This window comes from Actinomadura sp. 9N215, assembly GCF_044326345.1.
In the GTDB taxonomy this organism is placed as follows: domain Bacteria; phylum Actinomycetota; class Actinomycetes; order Streptosporangiales; family Streptosporangiaceae; genus Spirillospora.
Map to the genome: position 1 here is coordinate 61,212 of NZ_JBIRBA010000017.1, position 11,392 is coordinate 72,603.

Consider the following 11,392-nt stretch of genomic DNA (forward strand, 5'->3'; position numbering starts at 1 on the left):
ATCAAGGAGCCGGGCAGAGGAAGAAGTATTAGCTCGTGAGCGACTTCGGGCTTTCATCGCGGCTTGTGATCAGCAGGGTGAGGACGGTCATCGCGGAGAGGACGCCCCAGACCGGGGTGAAGCTGCCGGTCACGTCCTTGAGGAGTCCGAGGGCGGGCGGGGCGAGGATGACGGCGGTCTGGGTGACGGCCATGGCCAGGCCGAGGGCGAATCCCGTCTGGCCGGGCGGCGCCGATTCGGCCAGGTAGGCGACCCATGGGCCGTACCAGCCGATTCCGAAGAAGCCGAGCCAGACGAACAGCAGGGAAGCCGCGACGGGCGAGTGCCCGGCCGGGGTCATCAGCGCCGTCATCCCGGCGGTGACGGCGACCATGCAGGTCATGACGGTTCCGTAGCGTCCGGAGCCGACTCGGTCGCTCCAGGCCGCCAGGCAGACGCGTCCGGCGGCGCCGGCTCCCTGGGCCGCGACGAGGACGAGCGCCGCGGCCCCGGCTCCGACGGACGCCGTCTCGTGGAGGTACAGCACGGTCAGGACGTTCACACCGCTGTGCACCGAGATCAGGCACACCCCGGAGAGGATGATCTTCGCCATGGGCGGTTCGCGGAGCGTCCGCAGGCGGGCCCTGAGCGGGGCTTGCGGTCGTCCTGCGTGGGCTTCCCGGGGAGAGCCTTGGACGGGCGGCCTGCGATAGAAGCCCATGAACGCGGCGGCTCCGAGGAGCGCGACGAGTCCGCCGGTCGTGAGGGTCGTCCGCCAGCCGTGGGCGGCGGCGAGGGCGGGCATCGCCGCGGCGGCGACCACGCCGCCCAGCGGCAGGCCCGCCTGGCGTACGCCCATCGCCAGCCCGCGCTGGGACTCGTCGAACCAGGACGCCACCGACTTGCTCCCGCCGGGCTGGACGGTGCTGTACCCCGCGCCCACCATCAGCAGGACGAGGAGCAGCGACGTGTATCCCGGCGCCATGCTGCCCACGCCGAGGCTCACGGCGACGACGGCCGCGCCCGTCCCGACGACCCAGCGCTCGTTGTAGCGGTCGAGGAGTTCCCCGGCCACCAGCAGTCCGGCCAGGGGGACGAGTTGGGCCGCCGAGATCAGCAGCCCCAGCTGAGCCGTGCTCAGGTGCAGGTCACGCTGCAGATGGACGCCCATCGCCCCGATGCCCTGCACGAAGAAGCCGGACGCGGCCTGGGTGAAGGTGGCGACCCCGAGGATGACCCACCGATAACGCCAGCCGTGGTGCGGCGGCGGCCCGGCTCCGGTGGCCGCTCGCGGTCGGACGTTCGTCACGGGCACCTGCACAAGTCGTGACGCGAGACGGCGGAGGTCATCACGGGCGCCAGCACAGGGCGGGGTCGGGGTGGTCGAAGAAGCCGAGGTCCCGGTAGAGCGGTTCGCCGTCGTGCGAGGCGTACAGGTCGACTCGGACGGCGTCGCGTTGACGGAACCAGCCGAGCAGGCCCTGCATGATCGCGCGCCCGTGGCCGCGCCGCCGGTGCGCCGGGTCGGTGACCATGCCGATCACGTGCCCGATGCGGCCGTTCCGCGAGTGCGGGCCGGGGAACCACTGCTCGACCGTCCCGATGCCGCAGGCGGCCAGACCGCGGTCGCCGTCCACGACCAGGATCCGCGCGTCGTCGGACTTCAGCTTCTCCCTGAAGACCTGGGCCAGGGCGTCCCGCCAGTCGTCGCCCGCCGAGGCGGGGTTGAAGAAGTCGCCGCCGAGGGTGTCGAACAACAGCGCGCGCAGGCGGACGAGCTCCGGGATGTCGGTCTCCTCCGCCTGCCGGACCCGGGTGTGGTGTGCCATGGCCTCCACGGTGCTGTAATAGGCTTATGCACCTCAACCCTTACGGTGCGGACGCCGTGAACCTGGCCGCGGACCTGGCCAACCGGCGACCGGCCACCGCCGAAGAACTCGCGGACCGCTGCCGCGCCGCCGGGCTGCTGGTGGAACGTCCGGTCACACCGCGGGACCTGGAGCAGACCCTCGCCCTGCTGGACGCCTGGGAGGACGTCGTCGACGCGCCCGGCGAGCCCGAACGCGCCGAGTTGGTCAACCGGCTGCTGGCGGCGGCCGCGGCCTACCCGCGGCTGACGGACCACACGGGCAGCGGCTGGCACCTGCACTACCGCGACGACGTGCAGCCGCTCGGCACCGTGCTGTCCGCGCTGATCCCCGTCGGCACCGCGCTGCACCTGGCCGGACGCGGCATGCACCGGCTCGGACGGTGCGCCGTCCACGAGTGCACCACGATCTTCGCCGACACGACCCGCCTCGGACGCCAGCGCTACTGCTCCCACCGGTGCGCCAACCGCGACGCCGTCCGCCGCCACCGCGCCCGAACCGCCCAACCGGTCACGCCATAATCGTCCGTCTACCGCTTGATATCCGACAGCAGCGCCGCGAAAGCACGGCGGTCCACCAGCAGCTTCGGGCCGTCCGGATCCTTGCTGTCGCGGACGGCCACCGTGCCGGGAACTGAGGCCAGCTCCACACAATCACCGCCATTGGCAGTTGTGTAGCTGGACTTACGCCACACGACGCTGGTCAGGTCCATCGTTTACCGCCTGAGGTCGGACAACAGCGCGGCGAACGCACGACGGGTCACGAACAGCTTGGGCCCGTCCGGGTCCTTGCTGTCACGGACGGCGACCGTGCTGCTGACGGGTGCTAGCTCGACACAGTCACCACCGTTATTGGTGCTACGGCCAGCCTTGCGCCAAACAACGTTGTTCACGTCCATCATCTACCGCCTGATGTCGGACAGGAGTGCCGCGAAGGCGCGGCGGGTCACGAACAGCTTGGGCCCATCCGGATCCTTGCTGTCACGGACGGCAACCGTGCTGCTGACGGGTGCTAGCTCGACACAGGCACCACCGTTATTGGTGCTGCGGCTGGCTTTGCGCCACTGAATGTTGCTCACGTCCATCGTCTACCGCTTGATGTCGGACAGGAGCGCTGCGAAAGCGCGGCGGGTCACCAGCAGCTTCGGACCGTCCGGGTCCTTGCTGTCACGAACGGCCACCATTTCGGGAACTGCGGCCAGCTCCACGCACTCACCGCCGTTAGGGCCGGTGTAACTGGACTTACGCCAACCAGCCTTGGTCAGGTCCATTTTTCCTGTACCACCTTACGGATTAATTCGATCGACTGATCTACAGACAGAGCCCGCGAACGGACTGAGATGAGAGCCCGGCTGACAGCCGCGATGTCTTCCGAGTCGGTGAGCGTGACTCCACGCACCACCATGTCGGCGTAGGCGATTTCGCTTCTGTCGGGCATCGTAGCGAGCGTGAACGAGCCGAGGTTGCCGAGATGCTCGCCTCTGCTCGGCAGCACCTGAAGGGTGACCACGCCTTGCTCGGCGAGGTAGATGACGTGCTCCAGTTGCTCCTTCATGATCTCGGGGCTGCCGGTCAGGCGGTTGAGGGACACCTCGTCCTGGAGGACGGAGAAGTCGGGCGGGGGCGGGCTCTCCCTGGTCAGGACGCTCTGGCGGTTGATGCGCGCCTCAACCGCCTCCTTGTCGCCTTTGAGGAGCGCGGAGGCGTAGGCGGGGGTTTGGAGCAGGCCGTGGATGAGGAGCGGCTGGTACGACTGGAGCATGTCCGCCTCGGGTTCGACGGTGTGCCAGTCGAACCACGTCGGGAACGTGGCGTCCTTGACGAGGTCGTCGTAGAGGTAGAGCAGCTCGCCGTTCGCGTCGAGGTGGTGGTCCATCGCCTCGGCGAATTCGCGGGTGCAGCGGGTGCGGCCGTTCTCGACGGCTCCGATGTACTGCGGTGTTACGCCCTGGCCGTCGTTCGCGCGTCGCGCCAGGGCGTCCTGCGTCCAGCCCTTGGCCTCCCGGAGCCGCCGGAATCGGCGGCCGAACGCGAGCAGCGTCGGCGAGACGGTCCCGCGCTTCCGCTGTGGAGCCATGTCCTCATCCTCCCTTGTAAAGGGCGCCCAACCAACACCCAAGTGAGGCGGACGCAACGCACCTGACTTGCCACCCATGGTCTGCGATTTGTAACGCAGAGTACTTCCATTGTGGCTGACTGTGGCTGGAAATTCTCGTCATAGTCAAAAGGTGGTGCCTGATGCCTCCGACAGTTGTTGCGCCTGAGGTGCCGACGATCGTCCTTCCGCCGTCCGAGCGGGCGCCGGGGCTGGCGCGGCGGTTCGTCGGCGGGCAGTTCCGGGGATGGGGGATCGCGGACGACGCGGACGCGCTGGTCATCGTGTCCGAGCTGGTCACGAACGCGCTGCTGCACGGGGGCGGGGCGATCGTCGTCCGGCTGCTGCGGGACGGGCGGGACGGGCGGCCCGTGATCGAGGTGTGGGACGGCGGCGACGGGCGTCCCGAGGTCCAGCCGGAGGATCACGCGACGACGAGCGGGCGCGGGTTGCTGATGGTGTCGCTGCTCGCGGCGGACTGGGGCACGCGGCCGCTGCTCGAAAACGGGAAGGCCACGTGGGCGAAGTGCTGAGCGCCCGGACGGAGCGCCTGCTGCTGTGGTGGCGGACGCAGACGGGGCGGGAAACCGCGACGGAGTATCTGGACGCGCTCGCGATGGCGCTCCGTCCGCAGGGCTGGCGGTTCGTCAGGTACTACCGGCCGGAGGAGTTCCTCGTCCCGCTTCCGCTGCTCTGGGTCTACGCGAGCGGGGGCGAGGACATCGGGATCGTGGTGAACGTCCTCGCCACCCCGGGCGGGATGTGGGCGTACCACGAGGCCCAGCGCGGGCGGCGCGGCTACCTGCACCCGTGCGGCGACGTCGAGGCGGCGGCCGCGGTGCTCGACGACCTGCTCAGGCACCGCGTGTCCGTTGCCGCCTTTCGCGGGCGGCGTCAGGCGCGCCTCGGACGGTAGCGCGTCGAGATGATCCCCGACGGGTAGGGCTTGGCCTCGACGAGGTCCAGGTCCAGGCGGCCGAGGTCGTCGGGGAAGAGTCTCCGGCCGTCGCCGATGGCGACGGGGACGACGCGGAGTTGAAGCTCGTCCAGCAGGTCCGCCCTGGTCAGCGCGCGGGCCAGCGAGAGGCTGCCCCAGACCATGAGGTCCTTGCCGGGCTGCCGCTTGAGGTCGGCGACCTTGGCCGCCGCATCGCCCTTGACGACTTCTGCCGGACGCCACGTCCCCCACGGCGCTTCGTCCAGCGTCGAGGAGAAGACCAGCTTGGGCATGGTGTTCACCATGGCGGCGACCGTCTCGTCGGCCGTGGGCCAGTACTGCACGAACATCCGGTAGGTGTCGGCGCCCAGCAGGACGGTGTCTACGTCCTCCAGAATCTGGAGGTTGTCCCGGTCCACATGGCTGTAGTCGGAGACGGAGTCGAAGAAATCGAGCTCCCCCTGGGGCCCGGCCACATAACCGTCGACGGTGACCAGTTCTTGGACGATGAGTCTGCGCATAAGACTGTGACCCTACGAGTCGGCCGGACTCATCGGTGTCTCAGACGCGCGGCATCACGTGCAGGGCTTCCAGAGGAGGTCGTAGGTGGCGTAGTCGTCGGGAGTGTCCAGGCCCATGATGTTGGTCTTGGACGGGTCCGAGGTGCCCGCGGACACGCTCAACTCCGAGTCGAGGCTGAGGTCGCGTCCCTCGCCGCAGGGGTTGAAGGCCAATTGATCGACGGGGATCTGGTCGTCGAACACGAAGGGCGCGGCGTAGGGCCCGGGGAGCTCATGGACCCAGGTCTGGGACGGCGGCGTGCCCACGAAGTTGTGCTGCGACTTCAGCACGCCGTTCGCTCCGGCCATCAGTTCGGCGGATCCGACGAAGTGGAGCCCGCTTATCGCGTAGGTGAAGCCCGGCACACCGGCGGCCACCCTCAGGACGACCTGGCACTTCTGCTGGTTGTCTTCAGGGTACGAATCGCGTCCCGCCAGGGCGTGGAAGCCCCAGTAGCGGACGGTGAACTTGGTCGAGGAAGGGTGCACCGTCACCTCCCCGACCTCGCAGCCCTCGCTGACGCTCACCACGGTGACGGTCACTCCGGGCGGCGGCGGGTCCGCAGGGGCGGCCGACGCGCCGGGAGCCATCATGGCGGACGGGACGACAACGGCACCGAATATCGCGATCGCCTTGCGCAAGACATGCGTCATGGCCTGTCTCCGAAATCAGGCAGTGGATTCAATCGCGACAGTAAATCTGCCCAAGAAAGGCGTCAACACGGATGCCTTTTCGATCCTTATTGACTTTTAACTTCGCCTGGTCAGCCGAAGGCGCGGCACTCCACCTCGGCGCGGCGTTCGGTCATGCCCTGCTGGACCGCCGAGGTCACGCACGCGCGCTGCTTCTCGTTGAGCCGCGGCTCGCCGCACTCTGTGGCACTGGAGTAGGTGCGGCAGTCCTGGCGCGTGGTCTGCTCGCCGGAGGACGAGGCGGCGGTGGCGCTGCCGAGTCCCCCGATCCCCAGGACGGCGACGATCAATGCCCCGGTCATGACCCGCTTCATCTGTGTCTCTCCCCCGTCGCGTGCATCGTCAACGACGAGGTACCTCCCCGTCCGCACCACCACAAAACACAGCAAAGGGTCAAGAAATTCGGAATACCCGCAGGTCAAGCTCGTCAGGCCCGCGTCACGCCCGGCCGAGCCGGGGCGCGAGGACGCCCAGGGCGCCCGTCACGATCAGCAGCACGGCCATGGTGACGCGCAGCCCGGCCGCCTCCGCGACGCCGCCGACGATCGGCGGTCCGGCGAGGAAGCCGACGTAGCCGACCGTGGACACGGCGGCGATCGAGGGGCCCGGCCCTCGCGGAGCGCGCGACGCGGCATGGGTGAACGCCACCGGGACGACCGGTGCCAGCCCGAGGCCGATCAGGGCGTAGGCCGCCAGGCCCGTCCCCGGGGCGGGCACGGCGAGAGCGAGTACGGCGCCGGTCCCGGCGAGGAGCGAGCATCCCTGGACGAACCGGTCCGTTCCCGCGCGGGCGCGCATCCGGTCGGCGGCCAGCCTGCCGACGACCATGCCCGCCGAGAAGACCGCGAAGCCGGCGGCCGCGGCGCCGGCCGACGAACCGGCGACGTCCTGCAGATAGACGGCACCCCAGTCGTTCATCAGGCCCTCGCCCATCAGCGCGGAGAGCGCGACGAGCGCCGGGGCCCACAGGCCCCGGGCGGGGAACGCGAACGTCGGCCCCGCGACACCGGTGCTCGGCGCGTCCGGGAGCAGGAAACTCGTCGCGACGGCGCAGACGGCGAGGAGGATGACCGCGGTCAGCAGGAAATGCGTTCCGGCTCCCACGCCCCCGGCGGCCGCCAGGCCGCCGGCCGCCGCACCCGAGATCCCGCCCAGGCTGAACATGGCGTGGAAGCCGCCCATCACGGGACGGGAACTGGCGCGTTCCACCAGCACGCCCTGGGTGTTCATGGCGACGTCGACGGCGCTGTTGCCGGCCGCGAACATCGCCGCCGCCACGGTCAGCGGCACGAGACCCGGCGCCGACGGGATCAGCGGGAGCGTTCCGAAGAAGAGGACCGCGCCGCCGATCAGCGTCCGGCGGCTGCCCCACCGGGCCACCAGGACGCCCGCCAGCGGCAACCCCGCGAGCGCGCCGGCCGCCAGCCCGGCGAGCGCCACGGCCAGCCCGCCCGTGGAAATGCCCAGGCCGTCCCGGACGGCCGGCACCCGCGCGGCCCAGGAGGCGAACGCGGCGCCGTTGGCGAAGAAGACGCCGCGGACGGCGACACGCGCCGCCCGGCTCCGGGCGGCCGGCGACGCGGCGCGCCCCGGGGCCGATACGCGCGCGGGTACGGAACGGGCCAAACCCTTGATCTCGTTCACGGTCTCCTGCCTTGACGGTCTCCTGCCTTGGCCGTCCGGGCCGTCCGGGCCGTCCGGGCCGTCCGGGCCGCCGGGCCGTCGCTCAGGGCTGCGGGACGCGCTCGCGACGGAAGATGGCCGTCGTCGACGGAAGCTCGGGGAAGGGGCCGAGCCGGTCGGCGAGCGACGCGAGGCCGCTCTCCAGCGTGACGCCGGGCCGGAAGCCCAAGGACCGGAGCTTGGAGATGTCGGCCACCAGCCGGAAGCTGTCCTCCAGGCTGGAGGCGTCCGGTCGCAGGCGGGCCGGACGCCCGGTGGCCTTCGCCACGGCGTCGGCGAGGTCGCGCATGGACACCTCCCGCCCGCTGCCGATGTTGTAGACCTCCCCGGGGGCCCCGGCGTCCGCGAGAGTGATCAGGGCCTGGCACACATCGGAGACGTGGACGAAGTCGCGGGTCTTGCGGTCGACGTCCCCGACCAGCGGGATCGGCAGCTCGTTGAGCTGCCAGCGCAGGAACTGCGAGACCTCGCCGCCGGCGGAGCGCGGGTCCTCGCCCGGCCCGTAGACCACGAAGGAGCGGCCGATCACGACCGGCAGGCCGACGGCGTCGTACAGGCTTCGCAGCGCGAGCTCGCCCGACAGCTTGGACGCGCCGTAAGGCAGGAACGGCCGCGTCGGATGCTCCTCGGTCATGGGGAATCGCTGCGGGACGCCGTAAACGATCGCCGAGGAGAGGCAGACCAGACGCCGGACGCCGAGCTCGACGCACGCGTTTCCCACATTGCAGGAGCCGAGCCCGTTGATCTGGAAATCGAATCTCGGGAACTCCACCGAGCGGGAGCCGCTCGCGTTTCCCGCCAGATGGAAGACCGTGTCGGCGCCGCGCAGCGCCAAGATCGTCTCGCCGTAGTCGCGCACGTCCGCGCGCACATGCCGGACGCCGGGAAGGGCGGCCAGTTCCGGCGGCGGATCGGCCAGATCGACGATCGTCACGCTCCTGCCCGCCCCGCTCAGCGCGGTGACGAGGTGGCCGCCGACGAAACCGGAGCCGCCGGTGACGGCGACGTCTGCGGTCTCGGAGCCAGTGGATTCCTGCAACGTTCCAGCCATGGGGGAACCTCCAGTTCTCACGCATGCGAAAGGGAGCACGTGATGGTGCGGAAGTCGGGAAAGGTCGGGGGTCCGTCCGCCCCGATCGCGGGGCGCGTCGGTCACCGGTTCGCGGCGAGCCTCGCGACCCCTCGGGACACGGCGCCGATCATGTGCTCCACCTGGTCGTCGGTGAGGTGGTCATAGATCGGCAACTGGATCTGACGCTCGAAGTAGGTCTTCTCCGCGACCGGGCACTCGCCGTAGCGGTGCCCCAGCGCCCGGAACTCCGGCAGCAGGTGAATGGGGAAGTACCGGATGACGATCTCGATCCCCTCCCGTTCCTGCAGGTGCCGGATGAACTCGTCCTTCGGGGCGCCGACGGTCTCGGGATCGTAGAAGAGGGTGTAGAGGTGGTGGACGTGGCGGGCGTAGGGCTTCTCGTTCTGGACGCCGATGCCGGGCACCCGCCGCAGCCCTGCGTCGAGGCGGTGCGCGATGTCACGGCGCCGTCCGTTGAGGCGGTCCAGCTTGCCGAGCTGGACGATGCCGAGCGCCGCGCTCAATTCGCTCATCCGGTAGTTGTTGCCGACGAGATAACGCCCGTCGACGTAGTCGTGCGTGTAGGACCTGCGGACGTGCGCGTCCCGGTAATACGCCGGTTGCCGGTACGGGCCGATGCGAGGATCGCCGCGCTCGCTCATCTCGCCCCACACGTGAATGGTCCCCAGCGCGCGGGCCATTTCCGCATACCGATCGTTGCCGGTGACGAATGCTCCGCCCTCGCCGGTGGTCATGTTCTTCAGGGAATGGAAGCTGAAACATCCGATATCGCCGATGGCGCCCAGCGGCCGGCCTTTGTAGGTGCCGCCGGCGACATGGGCGCAGTCTTCGACCACGCTCAAACCGTGGCGCCGGGCGATGGCCATGACCGGGTCCATGTCCACGGCCTGGCCGCCGTAGTGGACGACCCATATCGACCTGGTCCGTTCGGTGATGAGAGGCTCGATCGCGGCCGGATCGAGATTGAGGCTGTCGGGATCGATGTCGGCGAACTTGATGACGCAGCCGCGGGCCTGCAAGGGCCAGGTGGTGACCCAGAAGGTCTGCGGCGTCGTGATGACCTCGTCGCCCGGACCCAGCCCGAGCACCTGCGCGGCCAGGAACAGGGCGGTGGTGCAGGAGCTGGTCGCCTGCACGTGGCGGGCGTCCAGCAGCTCGGCGAAGCGCCGCTCGAACTCGGCGCCCGCGGGGCCCATCGCCAGGGTGTCCTGCGACAGCACGTCGGTGACGGCCTTGATCTCTTCCGCGCCCAGCCGGTTGGAGATGCCGCTGTACGGCACCATGTACGTCATGCACCCGCTCCTCTCAGTCGACCTCGGCATTCTCCGGTGAAACCTTGTTCTCGCCGGTAAGGGCCACAATCGGGCCGCGTCGGTTAATAGGAGGTGAAATTGCGTCGACCTTTGCCTGCGACTCGCTCGACAACCGATTCATGGGGTATGCGTCATGATCTCTGTCATGAAGATATCGACCTCATCTGCTCGACGGCAAGCCCCCAATTGAACACGCGGCGCGGGAAAACGGGACCAGCAGCTCGTTTTGCCTTGATTTTACCGCTGCCCCGTGCCGCCGAAGTGACGTGGCTCACCGTCACGGGCGCGCGAGTATACCCATATGTTCGAGCAGATTAAGTGCGAGTTTCCCGGAGTTGTTTCCGATGGACCAAGACCAAGACCAGGACCAGGACCAGGACCAGGACCATGACCAGGAGCACGACACGACCGGGCGGAGAGTGGCCTTGGTGACCGGTGCGTCCAGAGGGCTCGGCGCCGCGATCTCGGCCGCTCTGGCCCGCGACGGCGCCGCCGTGGCGATCAACTACCTGCGCGACCGGTCCGCGGCCGAGGTCCTGCGGGACGAGATCGCCGCGGCGGGCGGCCGCGCCGCGCTCTTCCGCGCCGACGTCACCGACGAGGACGAGGCCGACGAGCTGTACCACCGGGTGCTCGCCGCCTTCGGCGGGATCGACATCCTCGTCCTCAACGCGACCGGGCCCCAGCCCGACCTGCCCATCGAGGACCTGACCTGGCAGGACGTCCTCGACCAGCTCGCCTTCTTCGTCAAGAGCCCGCTGCTGCTCACCCAGCGGGCGATCACCGGCATGAAGCGGCGCGGACACGGCCGCATCATCCACATCGGATCGGACGTCGTGGAGCTGGGGCCGCCCGCGTCCAGCGCCTACGTCGCGGCCAAGGCCGCCCAGCTCGGGCTCACCCGCTCCTGGGCACGCGAGCTCGGCCCGCACGGGATCACCGTGAATCTCGTCGCCCCCGGCTGGATCCCCACCGACCGGCATGCGGACATACCCGACGGGGCCAGGGGCGAGTACGCCGGACGCCTGCCGCTGGGACACATGGGCGTCCCCGGCGACGTCGCGGAGGCCGTCGCGTTCCTCGCCTCGGACAGGGGCCGTTTCATCACCGGCCAGAAGATCGCCGTCAACGGCGGCGCCACCCTGACGTGACGGCCGGAGAACGGCAGACGG

At 69.6% G+C, this 11,392-nt stretch carries 17 protein-coding genes; 4 read left to right on the top strand and 13 right to left on the bottom strand.

Features of this window, described 5'->3' with window-relative positions; translation table 11 throughout:
- Positions 1-28 precede the first annotated feature (28 nt).
- Both ACH34T_RS26270 and ACH34T_RS26275 read right to left on the bottom strand, forming a co-directional pair.
- Positions 29-1,288, bottom strand: a complete 1,260-nt coding sequence (locus ACH34T_RS26270; RefSeq protein WP_396023579.1) for an MFS transporter — start codon at positions 1,286-1,288, stop codon at positions 29-31.
- A gap of 40 nt (positions 1,289-1,328) precedes the next feature.
- Positions 1,329-1,808 (bottom strand): GNAT family N-acetyltransferase, encoded by a 480-nt coding sequence (locus ACH34T_RS26275; protein ID WP_396023580.1) that lies wholly within the window; start codon positions 1,806-1,808, stop codon positions 1,329-1,331.
- A gap of 26 nt (positions 1,809-1,834) precedes the next feature.
- Between ACH34T_RS26275 and ACH34T_RS26280 the strand changes: the two genes are divergently transcribed.
- The gene (locus ACH34T_RS26280) at positions 1,835-2,368 is read left to right on the top strand and encodes a CGNR zinc finger domain-containing protein (protein WP_396023581.1); all 534 of its coding nucleotides are present in this window, start codon (positions 1,835-1,837) and stop codon (positions 2,366-2,368) included.
- A gap of 8 nt (positions 2,369-2,376) precedes the next feature.
- On the opposite strand, the gene ACH34T_RS26285 is transcribed toward ACH34T_RS26280, so the two are convergent.
- The 5 genes from ACH34T_RS26285 to ACH34T_RS26305 are packed head-to-tail and all read right to left on the bottom strand — an operon-like array spanning position 2,377 to position 3,923.
- Positions 2,377-2,559 (bottom strand): DUF397 domain-containing protein, encoded by a 183-nt coding sequence (locus ACH34T_RS26285; protein ID WP_396023582.1) that lies wholly within the window; start codon positions 2,557-2,559, stop codon positions 2,377-2,379.
- Positions 2,560-2,562: 3 nt separating this feature from the next.
- The gene (locus ACH34T_RS26290; RefSeq protein ID WP_396023583.1) at positions 2,563-2,748 is read right to left on the bottom strand and encodes a DUF397 domain-containing protein; all 186 of its coding nucleotides are present in this window, start codon (positions 2,746-2,748) and stop codon (positions 2,563-2,565) included.
- On the bottom strand, positions 2,749-2,931 hold the full coding sequence (locus ACH34T_RS26295; protein ID WP_396023584.1) for a DUF397 domain-containing protein: 183 nt from the start codon (positions 2,929-2,931) through the stop codon (positions 2,749-2,751).
- A gap of 3 nt (positions 2,932-2,934) precedes the next feature.
- Positions 2,935-3,117: a DUF397 domain-containing protein gene (locus ACH34T_RS26300; protein WP_396023585.1), complete on the bottom strand. Its 183-nt coding sequence runs from the start codon at positions 3,115-3,117 to the stop codon at positions 2,935-2,937.
- On the bottom strand, positions 3,108-3,923 hold the full coding sequence (locus ACH34T_RS26305) for a Scr1 family TA system antitoxin-like transcriptional regulator (RefSeq protein WP_396023586.1): 816 nt from the start codon (positions 3,921-3,923) through the stop codon (positions 3,108-3,110). The genes ACH34T_RS26300 and ACH34T_RS26305 overlap by 10 nt, the downstream gene beginning before the upstream one ends.
- Before the next feature lie 161 nt (positions 3,924-4,084).
- Between ACH34T_RS26305 and ACH34T_RS26310 the strand changes: the two genes are divergently transcribed.
- Together ACH34T_RS26310 and ACH34T_RS26315 are read left to right on the top strand one after the other, a co-directional pair.
- Entirely contained in the window at positions 4,085-4,474 is a 390-nt protein-coding gene (locus tag ACH34T_RS26310) for an ATP-binding protein (protein ID WP_396023587.1), read from the top strand.
- Positions 4,459-4,857: a hypothetical protein gene (locus ACH34T_RS26315; RefSeq protein WP_396023588.1), complete on the top strand. Its 399-nt coding sequence runs from the start codon at positions 4,459-4,461 to the stop codon at positions 4,855-4,857. The genes ACH34T_RS26310 and ACH34T_RS26315 overlap by 16 nt, the downstream gene beginning before the upstream one ends.
- On the opposite strand, the gene ACH34T_RS26320 is transcribed toward ACH34T_RS26315, so the two are convergent.
- The 6 genes from ACH34T_RS26320 to ACH34T_RS26345 all read right to left on the bottom strand — a co-directional run bounded on the left by ACH34T_RS26320 (position 4,836) and on the right by ACH34T_RS26345 (position 10,199).
- Positions 4,836-5,399, bottom strand: coding sequence for a dihydrofolate reductase family protein (locus tag ACH34T_RS26320; protein ID WP_396023589.1), 564 nt, complete (start codon positions 5,397-5,399; stop codon positions 4,836-4,838). The genes ACH34T_RS26315 and ACH34T_RS26320 overlap by 22 nt on opposite strands.
- 54 nt (positions 5,400-5,453) lie before the next feature.
- Positions 5,454-6,092, bottom strand: a complete 639-nt coding sequence (locus ACH34T_RS26325) for a DUF4360 domain-containing protein (RefSeq protein ID WP_396023590.1) — start codon at positions 6,090-6,092, stop codon at positions 5,454-5,456.
- 110 nt (positions 6,093-6,202) lie between these two features.
- Positions 6,203-6,445 carry a hypothetical protein gene (locus tag ACH34T_RS26330; protein WP_396023591.1) on the bottom strand — a complete coding sequence of 81 codons (243 nt, stop codon included), beginning with the start codon at positions 6,443-6,445 and terminating at the stop codon, positions 6,203-6,205.
- Positions 6,446-6,569: 124 nt separating this feature from the next.
- Complete coding sequence (locus ACH34T_RS26335) at positions 6,570-7,775, bottom strand: MFS transporter (RefSeq protein ID WP_396023592.1); 1,206 nt, start codon at positions 7,773-7,775, stop codon at positions 6,570-6,572.
- An 82-nt stretch (positions 7,776-7,857) separates the two neighbouring features.
- Positions 7,858-8,865, bottom strand: a complete 1,008-nt coding sequence (locus ACH34T_RS26340; RefSeq protein ID WP_396023593.1) for an NAD-dependent epimerase/dehydratase family protein — start codon at positions 8,863-8,865, stop codon at positions 7,858-7,860.
- A 101-nt stretch (positions 8,866-8,966) separates the two neighbouring features.
- Positions 8,967-10,199, bottom strand: coding sequence for a DegT/DnrJ/EryC1/StrS family aminotransferase (locus ACH34T_RS26345; protein WP_396023594.1), 1,233 nt, complete (start codon positions 10,197-10,199; stop codon positions 8,967-8,969).
- A 365-nt stretch (positions 10,200-10,564) separates the two neighbouring features.
- Between ACH34T_RS26345 and ACH34T_RS26350 the strand changes: the two genes are divergently transcribed.
- The gene (locus ACH34T_RS26350; protein WP_396023595.1) at positions 10,565-11,371 is read left to right on the top strand and encodes an SDR family NAD(P)-dependent oxidoreductase; all 807 of its coding nucleotides are present in this window, start codon (positions 10,565-10,567) and stop codon (positions 11,369-11,371) included.
- The last annotated feature ends 21 nt before the right edge of the window (positions 11,372-11,392 follow it).